At 67.7% G+C, this 18,376-nt stretch carries 17 protein-coding genes; 12 read left to right on the top strand and 5 right to left on the bottom strand.

The genetic code is table 11. The features are described 5' to 3' along the window. Window positions 1-18: 18 nt before the first annotated feature. The 3 genes from AZL_RS31730 to AZL_RS31720 form a co-directional block, all read right to left on the bottom strand. On the bottom strand, window positions 19-957 hold the full coding sequence (locus tag AZL_RS31730; RefSeq protein WP_012978454.1) for a DMT family transporter: 939 nt from the start codon (window positions 955-957) through the stop codon (window positions 19-21). 113 nt (window positions 958-1,070) lie between these two features. Continuing rightward, window positions 1,071-1,616, bottom strand: a complete 546-nt coding sequence (locus tag AZL_RS31725; protein WP_042446688.1) for a DUF2934 domain-containing protein — start codon at window positions 1,614-1,616, stop codon at window positions 1,071-1,073. Window positions 1,617-1,778: 162 nt separating this feature from the next. Continuing rightward, window positions 1,779-2,324 (bottom strand): hypothetical protein, encoded by a 546-nt coding sequence (locus tag AZL_RS31720; RefSeq protein WP_247894556.1) that lies wholly within the window; start codon window positions 2,322-2,324, stop codon window positions 1,779-1,781. A 251-nt stretch (window positions 2,325-2,575) separates the two neighbouring features. Between AZL_RS31720 and AZL_RS31715 the strand changes: the two genes are divergently transcribed. From AZL_RS31715 to AZL_RS31695, 5 genes are all read left to right on the top strand, one after another. Then, the gene (locus AZL_RS31715) at window positions 2,576-4,177 is read left to right on the top strand and encodes an AAA family ATPase (RefSeq protein WP_042446860.1); all 1,602 of its coding nucleotides are present in this window, start codon (window positions 2,576-2,578) and stop codon (window positions 4,175-4,177) included. Window positions 4,178-4,350: 173 nt separating this feature from the next. After that, window positions 4,351-5,217: a universal stress protein gene (locus AZL_RS31710; RefSeq protein WP_012978450.1), complete on the top strand. Its 867-nt coding sequence runs from the start codon at window positions 4,351-4,353 to the stop codon at window positions 5,215-5,217. A 149-nt stretch (window positions 5,218-5,366) separates the two neighbouring features. Beyond that, entirely contained in the window at window positions 5,367-5,627 is a 261-nt protein-coding gene (locus tag AZL_RS31705) for a hypothetical protein (RefSeq protein ID WP_012978449.1), read from the top strand. 140 nt (window positions 5,628-5,767) lie between these two features. Further along, window positions 5,768-6,244, top strand: coding sequence for a hemerythrin domain-containing protein (locus tag AZL_RS31700; RefSeq protein ID WP_012978448.1), 477 nt, complete (start codon window positions 5,768-5,770; stop codon window positions 6,242-6,244). Window positions 6,245-6,325: 81 nt separating this feature from the next. Next, entirely contained in the window at window positions 6,326-7,624 is a 1,299-nt protein-coding gene (locus tag AZL_RS31695; RefSeq protein WP_012978447.1) for a hypothetical protein, read from the top strand. 31 nt (window positions 7,625-7,655) lie between these two features. Here the strand turns inward: AZL_RS31695 and AZL_RS31690 are convergent, their stop codons facing one another. Next, a complete protein-coding gene (locus tag AZL_RS31690; protein ID WP_012978446.1) occupies window positions 7,656-8,711 on the bottom strand; it encodes a GMP reductase in 1,056 nt (351 codons plus the stop codon). 153 nt (window positions 8,712-8,864) lie between these two features. Further along, window positions 8,865-9,680 carry a DeoR family transcriptional regulator gene (locus AZL_RS31685; RefSeq protein WP_042446680.1) on the bottom strand — a complete coding sequence of 272 codons (816 nt, stop codon included), beginning with the start codon at window positions 9,678-9,680 and terminating at the stop codon, window positions 8,865-8,867. A gap of 384 nt (window positions 9,681-10,064) precedes the next feature. Between AZL_RS31685 and AZL_RS31680 the strand changes: the two genes are divergently transcribed. From AZL_RS31680 to AZL_RS31650, 7 genes are all read left to right on the top strand, one after another. Next, window positions 10,065-12,269, top strand: a complete 2,205-nt coding sequence (locus tag AZL_RS31680; RefSeq protein ID WP_012978444.1) for a methyl-accepting chemotaxis protein — start codon at window positions 10,065-10,067, stop codon at window positions 12,267-12,269. Window positions 12,270-12,456: 187 nt separating this feature from the next. Further along, window positions 12,457-14,004, top strand: coding sequence for a glycerol-3-phosphate dehydrogenase (glpD, locus tag AZL_RS31675; RefSeq protein ID WP_012978443.1), 1,548 nt, complete (start codon window positions 12,457-12,459; stop codon window positions 14,002-14,004). Window positions 14,005-14,030: 26 nt separating this feature from the next. Then, a complete protein-coding gene (locus AZL_RS31670; protein WP_012978442.1) occupies window positions 14,031-15,134 on the top strand; it encodes an ABC transporter ATP-binding protein in 1,104 nt (367 codons plus the stop codon). Between the two features lie 14 nt (window positions 15,135-15,148). Continuing rightward, window positions 15,149-16,240 (top strand): ABC transporter ATP-binding protein, encoded by a 1,092-nt coding sequence (locus AZL_RS31665; RefSeq protein WP_012978441.1) that lies wholly within the window; start codon window positions 15,149-15,151, stop codon window positions 16,238-16,240. 15 nt (window positions 16,241-16,255) lie between these two features. Further along, window positions 16,256-17,131 carry a carbohydrate ABC transporter permease gene (locus AZL_RS31660; protein ID WP_012978440.1) on the top strand — a complete coding sequence of 292 codons (876 nt, stop codon included), beginning with the start codon at window positions 16,256-16,258 and terminating at the stop codon, window positions 17,129-17,131. Window positions 17,132-17,244: 113 nt separating this feature from the next. Further along, a complete protein-coding gene (locus AZL_RS31655) occupies window positions 17,245-17,997 on the top strand; it encodes a carbohydrate ABC transporter permease (RefSeq protein WP_042446857.1) in 753 nt (250 codons plus the stop codon). Window positions 17,998-18,018: 21 nt separating this feature from the next. After that, on the top strand, window positions 18,019-18,291 hold the full coding sequence (locus AZL_RS31650; protein WP_012978438.1) for a DUF2160 domain-containing protein: 273 nt from the start codon (window positions 18,019-18,021) through the stop codon (window positions 18,289-18,291). Window positions 18,292-18,376 lie beyond the last annotated feature (85 nt).

Genomic DNA, 18,376 nt, shown 5'->3' with positions numbered 1-18,376 from the left:
CCTGTGCCGGCCGTCACCTCAGTCGCCATCACCGGCGGGCAGCGGCTTGGTCACCGTGACGCTGCGGCGGGTCTCGCGGTGCAGGATATAGAGACCGCTCGCCATCACCACGGCGGCACCGACGGCCATGGTGGTGGTCGGCACCTCTCCCCACAGGAACCAGCCGAAGGTGACCGCCAGCAGCAGCGAGGTGTAGTTGAGCGGCGCCACCACGGCGGCCGGCGCCAACGAATAGGCCCGCGTCAGCATCAGCTGACCGCAGCCGCCGAGCAGTCCGGTCGCCAGCAGCAGGAACCAGCCCATCGGGTCGGGGGTCACCCAGGAGAAGGGCAGGGCCAGACCCAGCAGGATCGTGGTCAGCAGGGTGAAATAGAAGACGATGGTGTCGGGCGGCTCGGTCCGGCTCAACTGGCGGATGGCGATCATCGCCAGCGCGTTGGTCAGGGCGCCGCACAGCGCGACGATGGCGCCCAGATTCAGCACGTCGCCGCTGGGCCGGACGATGATCAGCACACCGGCGAAGCCGACCAGCACGGCGCTCCAGCGGTGGATGCCGACCTTCTCGCTCAACAGCGGCACCGACAGGGCGGTGAGGAACAGCGGGGCGGCGAAGTTCAGCGCGATGGCGTCGCCGAGCGGCAGGAGGTGGAAGGACCAGAACATGGCGACCATGGTGGTCAGCCCGATCAGCGACCGCCCCATATGGCCCCAGGGATAGCGGGTGCGCAGCGTCGTCGCGAAGCCGGAGCCGAGATGGATCGACAGGCAGACCGGGACCAGCGCGAACAGGCTGCGGAAGAACATGACCTCGGTCACCGGGAAGCGGTCCATCAGGAGCTTCGCCAGGACGTTCATCAGCGAGAAGAACAGCACGGACATCAGCATCGAGCCGATGCCGAGCGGGGTGTTGTCGACGCGCTTGTGCGGATGCGGGAGGGTTCGCGGTGTGGATGTCACAATGCCCCGACCCTACCAAGCGTCGCCGCCCGCGTCACGGTGTCGAGACGCGGGCGGTCATGCCGGTGCGGTATGGCGGCGTTGCGTAAACCCACCGGGGGACTGGATATTGCTTAGACCTTGAAGAGACCGGAGATTTCGGCCTCGGCGCGCAGCCAGTGCTCCTGCTCGCGGCCTTCGGGGCGGCCGTCCTCTTCCCAGATCTGATAGGCGCGTTCCTGGATCATGCGGTTGCGCTGGCCGCTCAGCAGGCCCTCGGCGATGTTCATGTTCAGGCGGGCGAGCGAAACCAGCTTGCTCGTTTCGATCGCGCCCTGGGTCGCCAGCATGGTGGTGGAGACGACATATTGCGCGAGATTGCGCAGGTTGGCCTTCACCTCCGGCTCGACCGGGCAGTCATCGTTCAGCAGGACCGTCTTGATGGCGATCCACAGCTTCAGATTCTGGTCCAGCGCGACGTTGACCTTCTCCGGCGACTCCGAGTCCAGCAGGCTGCCGGCCGCTTGCAGCAGGACGATGCTGTCCTGTTCGACCGACGCGAAGTTGGTGCGCAGGATGGTGTCGGCCCAGCTTTCCACCGGGGCCTCGAACACCGGCGCGGTGGCGGCGGGGGCGGTTGCGGGAGCGGCGGAGGAGGCGGTCTTGCGCTTGGTGGCCATGGTGGGTTCCCCAGGGAGCGTTCGGTCCGGCTCCACTTGAGCGAACCATGTTTAAAATGCGGTTAAGACGCTACCGGTGCGCGCGTTCCGCCGGTGGCGGATCCCGTGACATGATGTCCCGGCCGATGCCCTGGCCATGTGATCGGAGGCTGGTCCGCAGGGTCAGGGGCCACCGAACGGCAAGCGGTAATAGAAGCCGAAGATGTTGTTGGTTCCGGCCGCCGGATCGCTTGCGGCGGCGTCATTGAGGATGCGGCTGTACCCCAGGCTGAAGCGCGATTTGTTGTCGAACTCGTATCCCACCTCCAGTTGCGAGCGGAATTCCGTGGTGGGGGCGCCGTCCCGCCGGGCCCTGGGCAGGGTGGCGGCGCCGACGCTGGGGGTGAAGACGAAGGAGCCGAGCGGCACGTCGATCAGCACGCCGCCGCTGATGCCACCGGTCAGGCCGTTCACCGCGCCGCGCGGAGTCAGGCTGCCGCCCTGTCCCGGCCCGATCCAGGGCTGTACGCTGAGATAGGGTTCGGCCTGCGGGATCAGCGACGATCCGATCCGCATCTTGCTGTTCAGCACGGTCAGGCTACTGTCCGGTTGCTGTTGCAGGCTATAAGCGAGACCGCCCAGCGCCCAGTTGCCGAAACGCCCATCGGTGTCGACGGCGTCCGCCCGCGCCACACCGCTGCCGGCCGCCAGGAGCCCGAGCAACAGCACGGGCCAACCAGTCGCCCACGCGGCAGGAACACGCGGTCGCCAGCGGCGGGACGGGCGGTTCGGCAGGCGCTTCACGGGCCCCTCCCGGCGACAGGTGGTATCGGGCGGTCCAGCCACCGGAAAGATGGGGCGTGACGGCCGATCCAGGACATATTGATACTACCCCTAGGATGTCGCCATCGCCATCGCCATTTCAACCATGAAAGCATGAGCGACGTGTCCTCATGCTCCGTTACGATGGGATCGTGCCCATGAAGCCCGCCCCACCCCGTTGCGACCCCGCGCAGCAGGAGGAGACGATCGCCTTTCTGGGTGATCCGCGCACCCATGGTGGACAGGCGGTGGAGCGGATCGACACCCATGCCGCGCTGGTGTTCCTGGCGGGGGAGCGGGCGTTGAAGCTGAAACGCGCGGTGCGTTACCCCTATCTGGATTTTTCGACGGTCGAGGCGCGCCATGCCGCCTGTCTCGCCGAGTTGGCGGTCAACCGCCGCACCGCGCCGGCGCTCTATCGCGGCGTGCGCGCCATTCGCCGGGGGACTGACGGACGGCTGCGGCTGGATGGTGATGAGGGCGCGGAGGCGGGGAAGTCGCCGGGGGCGCCGCCAGGGGAGCCGCCAGGGGAGCCGGTCGACTGGCTGGTGTCGATGGCGCGTTTCCCTGACGGGGCGTTGTTCGACCGCATGGCGGAACGTCAGGCGCTGACCCCCGCCCTGATGCGCCGTCTGGCCGAGCGGATCGCCGCCTTCCATCGCGACGCCGCCCCCCGGCCGGAGGGTGGAGGGGTGGAGGCGATGCGGGGCTTGGCAGACGGCAATTTCGAGGAGCTGCGCGCCGAGCCGGAGTTGTTTCCCACAGCGGCGGTCGCCCGGCTGGCCGAGCGCACGGGTGCGGCGCTCGACCGTCTCGCCCCGTTTCTGGAGGAGCGGCGGCGGGCCGGATTCGTCCGCCACGGTCATGGCGACCTGCATCTGCGCAACATCGTCCTGCTGGAGGGCGAGCCGACCCTGTTCGACGCCCTCGAGTTCGACGAGGCGCTGGCGGTGGCCGACGTCTTCTATGACCTTGCCTTCCTGCTGATGGATTTGGAGCATCGCGGGTTGAGGCCGCTGGGCACCCTGGTGCTGAACCGTTACCTGGAGGAGACGGAGGATTACGGCGGTCTGGCCGCGCTGCCGCTGTTCCTGTCGGTGCGCGCGGCGGTGCGGGCCAAGGTCTCGGCGGCGGCCCTGCGGCTGGGCGGGCGGATGGAGGGGGTGGACGGGGGGCTGGCCGGGGAGGCGCGTCTCTATCTGGATCAGGCCCTTGCCGCATTGGAACCGGTGCCGGCACGGCTGGTCGCGGTCGGCGGGCTGTCCGGCACCGGCAAGACCCGGCTTGCCCAGGGGATCGCCCCCCGGCTGGGGCCGTCGCCCGGCGCGGTGGTGCTGCGCAGCGACGTGTTGCGCAAGCGGCTGTGCGGGGTCTCGGACACCGAGCGGCTGCCCGACTCCGGCTACGCCCCGGCGGTGACCGACCGGGTCTATGCCGAGCTGTACCGGCGGGCGGCGGTGGCGCTGGCCGCCGGGCATGCCGCGGTGGTCGATGCGGTCAGCGCCCGGCCGGAGGAGCGGCGGCGGATCGAAGCGGTCGCGGCACGGGCCGGCGTTCGGTTCGACGGGATCTGGATGGAGGCGCCGCTGTCCGAACGGGTGGCGCGTGTGACCAATCGCCGCAACGACGCGTCCGACGCCACCGCCGAACTGGCGGAACGGCAGGAATCCTATGATTTGGGAGCCATCGGTTGGACGCGCCTGGATTCTGGCAGGGTTGCAGCGGATGTGCTGGACGACGCCCTGGCAAGCTTGGCCTAATTCCAGGTGAGACAACGGATTGCGAGATGTCGAGGGCCGCAGCCTCCGCCCCGGGCCGTGGACCGCAGCGACGATGGGGCGAATGACGGTATGGTGAGAACCGCCCGCCACGCCGGCGGACGGGCCGCCGCCGTCCGGGAAAGGCCGCTCGAACCGGTCCGGGAGGACACGAAATGACCTACAAGAGCATTCTTGTGCCGCTGTGCGGCAGTGACAACGATCCGGTGGCCCTGGCGGGGGCGGTCGCGGTGGCGCGGGACTTCGACGCCCACATCGTCGGTCTTTTCGTCGGTCTCGACCCGCGCGACGCCGTGCCGATGCTGGGCGAGGGCATGTCTGGCGCCATGGTGGACGAGATCATGCGCGCGGCGGAGACGGAATCGAACAGCCATCGCGCCATCGCCCGCCGCCATTTCGACGCGGCCGTCGCCGCGTCCGGGTTCGAACTGCGCGATGTTCCCGGCGGAATCGAGGAGCCGTCCGCGTCCTGGCGCGAGGTCGTCGGCCGGATCGAGGATGTGGTGCCGGCCGAAGGCCGCCTGTCCGACCTGATCGTCTGCGCCCATACCTCGGTCGAGGCGGACACCCAGGGTTATGCCACCATGGAAACGGCGTTGCTCGCCTCCGCCCGGCCGGTTCTGCTGGTGCCGAAGACCTTGCCGGCGGGGATCGGCCATAGCATCGCCGTCGCCTGGAACGGCAAGACCGAATCCGCCCGCGCCGTCGCCGCCGCCCTGCCTTTCCTGCGCAGCGCCGATCGCACCCATGTGCTGACCGCCGAGACCTCGGTCACGGAAGGCGCGACAGGACGCCGCATCGCCGAATATCTCGCTTGGCAGGGAGTTAACTCTGAGTTAACGATATTGCATCCGGGATCGGAACCCGTCGGGGAGACGGTCACGAAAAAAGCCGTGGAGCTGGGCGCCGACCTGTTGGTCATGGGCGGTTACGGCCACAGCCGGATGCGGGAAATGATCCTGGGCGGTGTCACGCGCTACGTGCTGAACCATGCCGGGCTGCCGGTTCTGATGGCTCACTGATTTTTGCCGGTTTTCGGCCGCACGGTTTCCCCACCGCCAGTTCCGGCGGGGGAGCCGTGCGGCTTTGGCATTTGCAGCGATGCCGTTCAGCGGGACCGTTCCAATCCTGCCCACCGGGGCAGTCCGGCCATTCCCGGGAGGAATGCGCCATGTTGACGATCACGGATTGCATCGCTCTGAGCGATCTCACCGAAGCCGAGATCGAAGCGATCGCGGAACACGAGCATCTGCCGAAGATCCTGGCGGTGGAGATGGGGCATTGCCTTGCCCACTGCCCAGGTGGAACGGGCGTCATCGCCCACATCATCGCCGACGACATCGCCGAAGCCTGCAATCATGGGCAGGTCGCCCATGCGGTGGAGCTGATGCATACCCTGGAGGAATTCGTCGGGACGCATCCGCAAGGGTGAGGAACGGCGGAGGGGCCCGATGTCGGGGGTGATGTGGCGCGGCCGGGAACCGTCCGGCCGCGGCGGGGTTCTATTGGCAACCGTTCAACGGCGCCTGCACGACGGGCGCCCCCCGCAACAGACGTTGAGGACCCCCGACGATGGCCAGCGAGACCACCGCCGCCGGCACCCAGGCCGACATCTTCGCCCGCATCAAGGCCGACCACGACACCATCCGCCGCCTTCTCGACAAGACGGAGACGGCCAACGGCAGCGGCCGCCCGGTGTTCGAGGAATTGCAGCGCGAGCTGTGGGCCCATTCCAAGGTGGAGGAGGGCGTCTTCTACGCCGCGCTGAGGTCGGCCAAGGAGGCCAGGTCGGAAACCGTCGAGGGGCTGAACGAGCATCACCTGATCAATGGCCTGCTGGACGAGCTGAACGCGATGAAGACGAGCGACAGCGGCTGGGCGGAAAAGCTCCAGGTGCTGGGCGAACTGGTCCGCCACCATCTGGACGAGGAGGAGGAGGAGTTGTTCGAGGAGGCCAGGGAGGCCCTGAACGGCGGCCGTGCCGCCGAACTGGGCAGCGCCTATGCCGAGCGCAAGACGCACATCATGGCGGGTCTGGCGCCGTTGTGAGACGGTCGCCGTCCCGTTCGGTTGTCGCCGGCCGGCGGAAGGGCCATATCTGGGGCTTTCTGGAACTGGCCGGCGGTATCGATGTCAAAGCCTATCAGTGTCGAGCGGGTGCTTCTCCGGCAGGGTGCGCGGTTCGGCCTTGCGGCACTGGCGGCGGCGGTGCTTGGAGTGTCCGCCCTGATGGCTCCCGCCGCAGCCGCACCGGTCCCCCCGGCCCGTGAGCTGGCGCAGAGGACCTGCGCCACGCTGACCGCCCGTGTCGACGAGATTCCGGGGAGCGGGCCGCTGTTCCTGCGCAGCTATGACAATTCCTATGCGCCGGGCCCGACCTCGGAGCCGGCATTGTCCAACGCCGCCTTCACCTATGACAACGCGCTGGCGATCATGGCGCTGACCGCCTGCGGCCAGCGTGACCGGGCGTCGCGCATCGGCGAGGCGCTGCTGGACGCGGTGTCGCTCGACCGGGCCGGCTGGAAGGGGCGGCTGCGCAACACCTACCGGGCCGGCGCGCAGAGGCAGCGGCCGATCCCGCCCAACGGCTGGTGGGATGCCATCGGCAACCATTGGGCCGAGGATGCCTATCAGGTCGGCACCGCCACCGGCAATGTCGCCTGGGCCGGGTTGGCATTGCTGACCATGGCCGACGTCACGGGCGAGACGCGCTTCCGCGATGGTGCGGCGGAGCTGGCGCGCTGGGTGGTCGAGCATACCCGCGACCCGCGTGGTCCCGGCGGCTTCAACGGCGGCGTCCAGGGATTCGACGACGCGCCGCAGCCGCTGACCTGGAAATCGACCGAGCACAACACCGATCTCGTCGCGCTGTTCGGCTGGCTGGGCAACGCTTCGGCCGGTGATTTCGCCGGGCCGGAGGGCGAGGCGCGCGGCTTCCTCGACAAGCTGTGGGCGGCGGGGGGCGACCATTTCCCGATCGGCACCGGGCCGGACGGCGTGAGCGTCAGCAATTCGACCTCCGGGCTCGACGCGCAGCTCTGGCCACTCCTGCTGCCGAAGGCGCCGGAGGGCTGGCATGCCGCGCTGTCCTATGCGGAGCGTGCCCATGGCGTCGATGGCGGATTCGATTTCAACGACGACCGCGACGGCATGTGGGTGGAGGGCACGGCCCAGGCGGCTCTCGCCTACCGCGCGGTCGGCCGTCCGGGCGACGCCGACCGGTTGTTCGGCGAGCTGCTGAAGGAGATCAGCCCCGGTGGCTATCTCTACGCCACCCGGCCGCAGGTGCTGACCACCGGGCTGGCCATCGGGCCGGACAGCAAGACCGACGATTTCCTCTATTACCGCCGTCCCCATCTGGGCGCGACCGCCTGGGCGGCGCTGGCGGCGCTGGGCTGGAATCCGTTCACCGGGAAGACGGTGCCCTGAGCGGGGGCTTCAGCGGCACCCCGGCGGCTCCTCAGTTCCCGAACACGGTGTTCAACTGGGCGCCGACGCGGACAAAGGTGGTGCGTTTCGGCACCTCCTTCAGCCGGGTGGCGCCGATGTAGGTCATCATGCTGCGCACGCCGCCCATGATCTCCTGCATGCTGTTCTCCACCGGGCCGCGGTAGGGCACCTCCACCGTCTTGCCTTCCGACGCGCGGTAGGAAGCCACACCGCCGGCATATTTGTGCATCGCCGTGTCCGACGACATGCCGTAGAAAATCATGGCGACCGGCACGCGGTCGCCGTCACGGTCCTCGTAACGGATGTCGCCCTCGCACTCGTCATGGCCGGCCAGCATGCCGCCGAGCATGACGAAGTCGGCGCCGGCGCCATAGGCTTTGGAGATGTCGCCCGGCACGGTGCAGCCGCCGTCGCCGCAGACCTGTCCCTTCAGCCCGTGGGCGGCGTCGGCGCATTCGATGATGGCGGAGAGCTGGGGATAGCCGACGCCGGTCATCTTTCGGGTGGTGCAGACCGATCCCGGCCCGATGCCGACCTTGACGATATCGGCGCCGGCCAGCAGCAGCGCCTCCGTCATGTCGCCGGTGACGACGTTGCCGGCCATGATGACGGCGTCGGGATTCTCCCCGCGCAGGCGGGCGATCACCTCGACGAAGCGTTCGGTATAGCCGTTGGCGACGTCCAGGCAGATCTTCCCCACCGGCGCCTGATCCGTCACCGCGCGGAACTTGTCATGGTCGGCGTCGGTGATGCCCATCGAATAGAAGACGTTGGACAGGATGGCGGACTCCGCCTCCGCCCGGAAGAAGGCGACCAGCTCGTCGGCCTTGTAATGCTTGTGCAGGGCGGTCATGGCGCCGAAGCGCGACAGGGCGCGGGCCATGCCCATGCTGCCGGTGACGTCCATGTTGGCGGCGATCAGCGGAAAGCCGGTCCAGTCGCGCTTGGTGTGCAGGAAGGTGAAGGTCCGGTTGACGTCCACGTCGTTGCGGCTTTGCAGCGTGCTGCGTTTCGGCCGGATCAGCACATCCTTGAAGTCGAGCTTGAGATCGCTTTCGATGATCACCGCGCACCTGCCTGGTTCTGTTTGCCGGGCCAACGGCTTCGACGGGCCCGACATCACAGAGTGGAGGCGATGCCCCGCTTCGGCAAGCGGCATCGGGGGTGTGCGTGGGGGGCGGCGTTTGAAGCAGTTTCGCCGAAAACGCGGGGTATCCTGTTACTCCTCCGCCTCCTCGCCGTCACCGTTCGCCGCGTCGCTGCCGTCGGCGACATGGACCTGACAGTCGGCGTTGCCCAGCACCTCCATCAGCTCGGCCGGGGGCAGACGGTCGGTGAACAGCGCGTCGAGCACGCCGACGTCGGCCATGCGGATCATGGCGTTGCGGCCGAACTTGGTGTGGTCGGTGACCAGGAAGACCCGGCGCGAGCTTTCGATGATGGCGCGGGCGACGCGCACCTCCTGCTCGTCGTAATCCAGCAGGTCGCCCTCGGCGTCGATGCCGCTGATGCCGATGATGCCGATGTCGACCTTGTAGCGGCGGATGAACTCCACCGTCGCCTCGCCGATGATGCCGCCGTCGCGCTCGCGCACCAGACCGCCGGCGATGGACAGGGCGAAATTGGTGTTCTTGTGCAGGATGGTGGCGACGTTCAGGTTGTTGGTCAGCACCCGCAACCGCTTGTGACCGAGCAGGGCCTTGGCCACCGCCTCCGTCGTCGTGCCGATGTTGAGGAACAGCGAGGCGTCCTCCGGCACATGGCGGGCGACCAGCTCGGCGATGCGGCGCTTTTCCTCCGCCATCAGGGTCTGGCGGGTGGAATAGGCGATGTTCTCCACGCTCGACGGCACGGTGACGCCGCCACGGAAGCGGCGGACGGCGGACTGGCCGGCCAGATGCTCGATGTCGCGGCGGATGGTCTGCGGCGTGACGTCGAAATGCTCGGCCAGCCATTGAATCTGCACCATGCCCTTGGCATGGACCAGGGCAACGATTTCCTGCTGGCGGCGTTCGGCGTCCAGGCGCGCATCCATTTGGGGGCATGTCTCCGGTGGAAGGATCGTCAGTGAATCAGATGCGCGGAATGGGGCAAAGCGAAAAGCATGGGTCCGCGTTGCCGGCGTCCGCCGCTGTCTGGCGGGGCGCCCGAGGGGGCGCCTGGGCGGACTGCGGTAGCCTACGCCGAATATTGTTTGTGACACAAGCATGTTTCTTTACGAAAATGAACGCGCATGATATGACGGGCCTCAGCGCAATTCCCTGTGCCCTGTCCGGCGGAGACGAAACGGTCGGTCCCGTCTTTTTGGGGTGGGTTGGGGGTTTGCCGCGACTGACCGCCGTCGATCGGATCCATGAAATTTGCCGCTTTACCCAATGATCCGGTACGCTGACAGAAAGATAACGTATGGGAGAGGGACATGACGCGACTGGTGCTGGAGAAGGGCGGATGTTCCGGATCGCGGGATCGGAGCCGCCTCGCCATTCGGCTCGGCATTCAGGGCCGGCTGTTCCTGGCCTTTGGCGGAGTGGCGACGCTCGCCGCCTTCGCCAGCGTCATGGCCTGGTGGTCGCTGACCGAAACCGGGCGATCGATGGGCGAGATCGGCCGCAGCAGCGTGCCGGCCATCGTCGGTTCGCTCACTCTGGCGAAGGAAAGCTCGGCTATCGCCGCCGACGCCCCGGCGGTGGCGGCGTCGCGTGAGACGGCGGAGCTGGAGGAGCGGATGGGTGGCCTGACCAAGCGGCTGGCGGGCTTGCGCGAGCGCATCGGCGCGATGCGCGGGCAGGCCGCGGATGCCACCGGAGGCATGGCCGGCGACGCGGACGCGGTCGCCGCCCTGGCGGAGCGCATGGCGGCGGCGCTGGACGCCCTGGGCAAGCGCACCGCCGAACGGCTGGCGGTCGAGGAGAAGCTCAACGCGCTGGTCGCCGACGCGGTGATGGCGCATGAGGATTTCACCGATCTGGTGGCGCCGCTGCTGGAGGTGTCGACCCTGTCGGTCAACAATGTGGTCAGCGATCTGGCGGCGGCCCAGGCGGTCGACGCCGCCACCGGGCTGGGACGCCGGCTGGCGCAGGAGGAACTGCCGGCGATCACCCAGCTGATGAATGTCCAGGCCAACGGCAACCTTGCCTTCGGCATGATCGCCGCCGCCTCCAGCGTGCCCCATGGGGCGACGCTGAACAACATCCGGTCCAAATATAATTGGGCGCTGCTGCGGGTCGACAACGCCATCGGCGCCCTGCCCAAGGACAACCCCGACCGGCCGTCGCTGGTCAAGGCGCGCGACGGGCTGGCCGCCTTCGGCGGCGGTGCCGGCAGCGTGTTCCGCCTGCGTGACGATCAGGCGCGGATCATCGGCGACATCGAAAGCGCGCTGGCCGAAACGGTGCGGCTGACCACCGAGCTGAACGCGACCATCGACGCGGTGGTCGCCCACCGGCAGGAGCGCACCGAGGCCGATGTGAAGCGAACGGAGACGGCCATCTCTGGCGCCGTCGCCGTCCAGGGCGCCGCCGCGGCCATCGTGGTGCTGTCCAGCCTGCTGATCGTCTGGTTCTATGTCCGCAACCGGCTGACCCGGCGGCTGTTGCGGGTGATCGGCGCGATGCGGGCCGTGGCGGCCGGCGATCTGGCCGCCGACGCCGGGGTCGGCGGGCGTGACGAGATCGCCGAGATGGCGGGGATCGTCGGCGTCTTCCGCGACAAGAGCGCCGAGATCGCCCGGTTGCAGCAGGAACAGGATGCGATGAAGCGGGCCGCCGATGCCGAGCGCTCGCATACCCTCCAGACCATCACCGCCAGCATCGAAGCCAGCGTGAAGGAGGCGTCGCGCCACATCGCCGCCGCGTCCGCCGACATGCGCGCGGCGTCGGAGGGGATGTCCGCCACCGCCGAGCAGACCTGCCGCAGCATGACCGACGTCCGCTCCGCCGTGGCCGACACCGCGACCAACGTGCAGTCGGTCGCCGCCACCGCCAGCCAGCTGTCCGCCTCCATCGGCGAGATCACCCGGCGGGTCGGCGATTCCAGCCAGATCGCCCGCGGCGCGGTGGACGAGGCGCGCAGCACCAACCAGTTGATGGTGGCGCTCGCCGCCGCGGCGCAGAAGATCGGCGATGTGGTCGGCATGATCAACGCCATCGCCGGCCAGACCAACCTGCTGGCGCTGAACGCCACCATCGAGGCGGCGCGCGCCGGGGATGCCGGCAAGGGATTCGCCGTGGTGGCGGAGGAGGTGCGCAGCCTCGCCGGCCAGACCGCCAAGGCGACGGAGGAGATCGCCCAGCAGGTCCAGGCGGTGCGGACGACGGCCCAGGGGGCGGTGTCGGCCATCGACGGCATCGGCCGCACCATCGGCCGCATCGACGAGATCACCGCCATGGTCGCCGCCGCGGTTGAAGAGCAATCCGCCGCCACCGACGAGATCGCCCGCAGCATCAACCATGCCTCCGAGGCCGTGCAGAGCATCGCCGATACGGTGGTCTCGGTGGATGACGCGGTGAACCGCACCGGCAGCGCCGCCGCCCAGGTGGTGGAGGCGACCCGCGCGCTTTCGCAACGATCCGAAAGCCTGAGCGACGATATCGACCGTCTGCTCGGCGGCATCCGCGCCGCCTGAAAGCTCATGCGCGGTATGGTACCGGGGCAGCTATATTTCCGATAGGAAAATGGTGCGATCCAGCGTAGCCTCCGAAACATGGTCCGTTGAACGAACATTTTCCTTTTCAAACGCGAACGAACATCATATGTTCTGAAACGAAAGCGGCCGGGTTCGTGAGGAACCGGCGCGGTATGGAGAGGAACCCATGTCAAACGAGTCCGCGGTGACCGACCTGCTGATCGTCGGCGGCGGCGTGAACGGGGCCGGCATCGCCCGTGACGCGGTCGGACGCGGGATGTCGGTGGTGCTGTGCGAACAGGGCGACCTCGCGGGCGCCACCTCGTCGGCCAGCACCAAGCTGATCCATGGCGGCTTGCGCTATCTCGAATATTACGAGTTCCGTCTGGTGCGCGAGGCGCTGCAGGAGCGCGAGGTGCTTTTGCGCGCCGCTCCGCACATCATCTGGCCGCTGCGCTTCGTGCTGCCCCATGACAGCAGCATGCGCCCGGCCTGGATGGTGCGCATCGGCCTGTTCCTTTACGATCATCTGGGAAAACGCAAGCTGCTGCCGGGATCGCACGGCGTCGATCTGACGACGGCGCCGGCCGGAAAGCCGCTGGCGGGCGGCTTCACCAAGGCGTTCGAATATTCCGATTGCTGGGTCGAGGACAGCCGGCTGGTCGTGCTGAACGCGATGGACGCGCAGGCCCGTGGGGCGGAGATCCTGACCCGCACCCGCTGCGAGGCGGCGGAGCGGCGCGACGGCCTGTGGCACGCGACCCTGGTCGACGTGAACACCGGCGCCACCCGCAGCGTCCGCGCCCGCGCGCTGGTCAACGCCGCCGGCCCCTGGGTGCGCGAGATGATCGCCAAGCGCACCGGCGTCACCGTCGACAAGTCGGTCCGTCTGGTCAAGGGCAGCCACATCGTGGTGCCGCGGATGTATGAGGGCGACCACGCCTACATCTTTCAGAACGACGACCGCCGCATCGTCTTCTCGATCCCCTACGAGCGCGACTTCACCCTGATCGGCACCACCGACCTCGATTATTCGGGTGATCCCGGCGCGGTGGCGATCAGCCCGGAGGAAATCACCTACATGTGCCGGGCGGTGTCGCGCTATTTCGCCAAGCCGGTGCGCGAGAGCGACGTGGTGTGGACCTACAGCGGCGTCCGGCCGCTGTTCGACGACGCCAGCGGCAACGCCTCGGCCGTCACCCGCGACTATGTGCTGGAAATGGACGAACCGGCCGGCACCGCGCCGATGCTGTCGATCTTCGGCGGCAAGATCACCACCTTCCGCCGGCTGGCGGAGGAGGCGACGGAGAAGCTCGGCAAGGCGCTGGGCAAGACCGCCGTGACCTGGACCGCCGATGTGCCGCTGCCCGGCGGCGACATCGCCGACGCCGATTTCGCCGGCTTCCTGGCCGGTCTGAAGCGCCGCCGGCCCTGGCTGCCCGATGCGCTGGCTTTGCGGCTGGCGCGGGCCTACGGCACGCGGGTGGAGCGGCTGCTGGGCGACGCCAAGGGGCTCGGCGATCTGGGCATCGATTTCGGGGGCGGCGTTTACGAGGCCGAACTCGACTATGCCGAGCGGGAGGAGTTCGCCATGACCGGCGACGATTTCCTGTGGCGGCGTTCCAAACTCGGGCTGCACCTGGACGCCAAGATCCGGGAAGCCATCGGCGGCTGGTTCGACCGCCGCCGCGAAGCAACGGCCAACAGGGGCGCCGGCGAAAACGCCGCCGCCTGAATCGGCCGGTCGATGGGAGGATTGCGGTGACACTCACTCTGGAAGGCGTGGCGAAGCGCGTCGGCGCCGAGCAGCATCTCCACCCGCTGTCGCTGGAACTGCAACCCGGCAGTTTCAACGTCCTGCTGGGGCGGACGCTGGCCGGCAAGACGACGCTGATGCGGCTGATGGCCGGGCTGGACGCGCCCGGCGCCGGGCGCGTGCTGGAGAACGGCAAGGACGTGACCGGCACATCGGTGCGCCATCGCGACGTGGCGATGGTCTATCAGCAGTTCATCAACTATCCGGCGATGACGGTTTTCGAGAACATCGCCTCGCCGCTGCGCCGCCAGGGCAAGGACAGGGCGGAGATCGACGCCAAGGTGCGGCGCACCGCCGCCATGCTGCGGATCGAACCCTATCTCGACCGGCTGCCGGCCGAACTGTCGGGCGGCCAGCAGCAGCGCTGCGCCATCGCCCGCGCGCTGGTCAAGGGCGCCGGCCTGCTTCTGCTCGACGAGCCGCTGGTCAATCTCGACTACAAGCTGCGCGAGGAGTTGCGCGCCGAACTGCGCGACATCTTCGCCGATGGCAGGACCACCGTCGTCTACGCCACCACCGAACCGCAGGAGGCGCTGATCCTCGGCGGCAACGTCACGGTGCTGCATGAGGGGCGGATGTTGCAGACCGGGGCGACCGGCGCGGTGTTCCACGCGCCGGTGTCGCTGGAATGCGCGCAGGTGTTCAGCGATCCGCCGATGAATGTGGTGGACGCGATCCTGACCAATGACCGGGTGGCGCTGTCCGACGGCACCGGCCTGCCGCTGTCGGCCCATGACCGCAACCTGCCGGCCGGTCCCTGCAAGGTCGGCATCCGCGCCAACCACCTGACGGTGCTGCGGCGCAGCGAACGGCTGGTCCCGGTCAGGGGCCGCGTCGAGCTGTCGGAGATCAGCGGGTCGGAGACCTTCATCCATCTGCGCCACGGCGACACCACGCTGATCGCGCGCGAGGAGGGGGTGCACAGCCACCCGATCGGCAGCGAGATCCAGGTCTATGCCGATCCCGACCGCATCTTCGTCTTCTCCGCCGCCGGGCAACTGGTGGCGGCACCCAACTGGCGGCGCGGCGCGCTGCGCAACATCGCTTGAGGGGGACGGGAGCGATGGCGACCATCCAATTCGACAATCTCGGCCACTCCTATCACCCGCACCCCAAGAAGCCCGAGGACTACGCGCTCCGCCGCCTGTCGCAGGAATGGGAGGACGGAAAGGCCTATGCGCTGCTCGGGCCGTCCGGCTGCGGCAAGTCCACGCTGCTGAACATCATCTCCGGCTTGCTGGTGCCCAGCGAGGGGCGGGTGCTGTTCGACGGGCTGGACGTGACCCGCTGCACGCCGGAGGAACGCAACATCGCCCAGGTGTTCCAGTTCCCGGTCATCTACGACACCATGACGGTGTACGAGAATCTGGCCTTCCCGCTGCGCAACCGCAAGGTTCCGGCCGCCGATGTCGACCGCCGGGTGCGGCAGGTGGCGGAGGCGTTGGACCTGACCGCCGACCTGAAGAAGCGCGCCCAGCGGCTGACGCCGGACGCCAAGCAGAAGATCTCGATGGGCCGGGGGCTGGTGCGCTCCGACGTGGCGGCCATCCTGTTCGACGAGCCGCTGACCGTCATCGACCCGCACACCAAATGGATCCTGCGGCGCAAGCTGCGCCAGATCCACGAGGAATACCGCCTGACCATGATCTATGTGACCCATGATCAGGTGGAGGCGCTGACCTTCGCCGACAAGGTCGCGGTGATGTATGAGGGCGCCATGGTCCAGCTCGGTACCCCGCAGGAGCTGTTCGAGGATCCGCAGCACACCTTCGTCGGTTATTTCATCGGCAGCCCCGGCATCAACCTGATGCCCTGCACGCTGGGCGGCGATCATGCGCTGGTCGACGGCATCGCCATCCCGCTGCCCGACCGTGCCGTCCCCACCGTGGGGGGCAAGTTCGAGCTGGGCATCCGCCCCGAATTCCTGGAGTTGACCCGCAGCGGCAGCGCTGGCGCCATCCCGGTGCAGGTCACCGGCGTCGACGATCTCGGCACCTCCAAGCTGGCGACGGTGCGGTTTGGCAACCACACGCTGAAGGCCCGCTTGAGCGAGGAGCAGGAGATCCCGGCGCTGGACGCCGCCATCCGTTTCCCCAGCCGGTGGACCAAGCTCTACCGCGACAGCCATCTGGTCGGTTGCCGGCCGGTCGATTGAAAGGAGCCATGAGCCATGGATAAGGTCCAGGACAACCGGGCTTGGTTCCTGATCATCCCGGTCTTTCTGATCGTCGCCTTCAGCGCCGTGATCCCGCTGATGACGGTGGTCAATTATTCGGTGCAGGAGATCTTCGGCCCCGGCCAGACCTTCTTCGTCGGCACCGAATGGTTCGAGGCGGTGCTGAAGGATGACCGGCTGCACGATGCGCTGGTTCGCCAGATCATTTATTCGCTGGCCGTTCTCGCCATCGAGATCCCCTTGGGCATCGTGATCGCGCTTGGCATGCCCGGCGGTCGCAGCGCTAAGACGTCGCTGACGCTGGTGCTGCTGGCCCTGCCGCTGCTGATCCCGTTCAATGTGGTCGGCACCATCTGGCAGATTTTCGGCCGCGGCGACATCGGCCTGCTCGGCGCCACCTTCCGCGCCATCGGCATCGACTACAACTACACCAACACATCGCTGGATGCCTGGCTGACCGTGCTGGTGATGGATGTCTGGCACTGGACCAGCCTTGTCGCGCTGCTCTGCTATGCCGGTCTCCAGTCGATCCCGCCGGCCTTCTATCAGGCGGCCAAGATCGACGGCGCCTCGAAATGGGCGGTGTTCCGCTACATCCAGCTGCCGAAGATGCGCGGCGTCCTGATCATCGCGGTCCTGCTGCGCTTCATGGACAGCTTCATGATCTACACCGAGCCCTTCGTGCTGACCGGCGGCGGTCCCGGCAACTCCACCACCTTCCTCAGCCAGTATCTGACGCAGATGGCGGTCGGCCAGTTCGACATCGGCAAGGCCGCGGCCTTCTCCATCGTCTATTTCCTGATCGTGCTGCTGTTCAGCTTCATCTTCTACACCGTCATCACCAATTCCGGATCGGGAGAGAGGAAATGAGCAAGGCCGCGGTTCTCGCTCCCGGTTCCCTGGCGGCGCCGGCCAACATCCGCCGGTCCTCCGCCCGGGTGTCCAAAAGGACGATCATTCTCGTCTGCTACATCGTCTTCCTCATGTTGCCCATCTACTGGATGATCAACATGTCCTTCAAGACGAACGAGGAGATCCTGTCGGGCCTGACGCTGTATCCGCATGTGCCGACCCTGCGCAACTACACCGTCATCTTCACCGATCCAAGCTGGTACGGCGGCTATATCAACTCGATCTATTATGTGACGCTGAACACCGTCATCTCGCTGACGGTGGCGCTGCCGGCGGCCTACGCCTTCTCGCGCTATCGCTTCATCGGCGACAAGCATGTCTTCTTCTGGCTGCTGACCAACAAGATGGCGCCGCCGGCCGTGTTCCTGCTGCCCTTCTTCCAGCTCTACCAGACGGTCGGGCTGTTCGACACCCACATCGCCGTGGCGCTCGCCCACTGCCTGTTCAACGTGCCGCTGGCGGTCTGGATCCTGGAAGGCTTCATGTCGGGCGTGCCGCGCGAGATCGACGAGATGGCCTATATCGACGGCTACAGCTTCCCGCGCTTCTTCGGCACGGTGTTCCTGCCGATGATCCGGGCCGGTGTCGGCGTCACCGCCTTCTTCTGCTTCATGTTCAGCTGGGTCGAGCTGCTGCTGGCCCGCACGCTGACCTCGGTCGACGCCAAGCCGATCGCCGCCACCATGACCCGCACCGTCAGCGCCTCGGGCATGGATTGGGGCCTGCTCGCCGCCGCCGGCGTGCTGACCATCCTGCCGGGCGCGCTGGTGATCTGGTTCGTCCGCAACTACATCGCCAAGGGCTTCGCCCTGGGCCGGGTTTGAGGGAGGACCCGCGTCATGGACATGGACTGGATGGCGTGGACCGCGCCGACCGCGATCTTCTTCCTCTGCATCGCCCTGATGCTGGCCGGCATGACGGTCTGGGAGCTGGTGGCGCCGACGGTGGAGGCCAAGGGATTCCTGCCGATGCGCACCACCCGCGGCGACCGCCTGTTCATCGGCCTGCTCGGCAGCGCCTTCATCCATCTGGGCTGGCTCGCCGCGACCGATGCGTCGCTGTGGGGCGCCTTCGCCGTCTCGCTGGCCTGGATCGCCCTGGTCATCCGGTTCGGGTGATCCGCTTGGGCTGAGGAGAAGGAAACAGGTTTTCAAGGGATCCGGTCCCCCGCGGGGCTGCGGGGAGGACGGAAAGAACGGTGGT

Source organism: Azospirillum sp. B510 (assembly GCF_000010725.1).
In the GTDB taxonomy this organism is placed as follows: domain Bacteria; phylum Pseudomonadota; class Alphaproteobacteria; order Azospirillales; family Azospirillaceae; genus Azospirillum; species Azospirillum lipoferum_B.
The sequence above is the reverse complement of the archived record's forward strand: the minus strand, read 5'-3'. Positions and strand labels throughout refer to the sequence as shown.

Bases quoted from the DNA above. Each gene is read 5' to 3' on its own strand.
- AZL_RS31650 (WP_012978438.1), top strand. From the start codon at position 18,019: ATGGACTGGATGGCGTGGACCGCGCCGACCGCGATCTTCTTCCTCTGC.
- AZL_RS31665 (WP_012978441.1), top strand. From the start codon at position 15,149: ATGGCGACCATCCAATTCGACAATCTCGGCCACTCCTATCACCCGCAC.
- AZL_RS31700 (WP_012978448.1), top strand. From the start codon at position 5,768: ATGGCCAGCGAGACCACCGCCGCCGGCACCCAGGCCGACATCTTCGCC.
- AZL_RS31660 (WP_012978440.1), top strand. From the start codon at position 16,256: ATGGATAAGGTCCAGGACAACCGGGCTTGGTTCCTGATCATCCCGGTC.
- AZL_RS31695 (WP_012978447.1), top strand. From the start codon at position 6,326: ATGTCAAAGCCTATCAGTGTCGAGCGGGTGCTTCTCCGGCAGGGTGCG.
- AZL_RS31705 (WP_012978449.1), top strand. From the start codon at position 5,367: ATGTTGACGATCACGGATTGCATCGCTCTGAGCGATCTCACCGAAGCC.
- AZL_RS31710 (WP_012978450.1), top strand. From the start codon at position 4,351: ATGACCTACAAGAGCATTCTTGTGCCGCTGTGCGGCAGTGACAACGAT.
- AZL_RS31655 (WP_042446857.1), top strand. From the start codon at position 17,245: ATGTTGCCCATCTACTGGATGATCAACATGTCCTTCAAGACGAACGAG.
- AZL_RS31725 (WP_042446688.1), bottom strand. From the start codon at position 1,616: ATGGCCACCAAGCGCAAGACCGCCTCCTCCGCCGCTCCCGCAACCGCC.
- glpD (WP_012978443.1), top strand. From the start codon at position 12,457: ATGTCAAACGAGTCCGCGGTGACCGACCTGCTGATCGTCGGCGGCGGC.
- AZL_RS31680 (WP_012978444.1), top strand. From the start codon at position 10,065: ATGACGCGACTGGTGCTGGAGAAGGGCGGATGTTCCGGATCGCGGGAT.
- AZL_RS31685 (WP_042446680.1), bottom strand. From the start codon at position 9,680: ATGGATGCGCGCCTGGACGCCGAACGCCGCCAGCAGGAAATCGTTGCC.
- AZL_RS31715 (WP_042446860.1), top strand. From the start codon at position 2,576: ATGAAGCCCGCCCCACCCCGTTGCGACCCCGCGCAGCAGGAGGAGACG.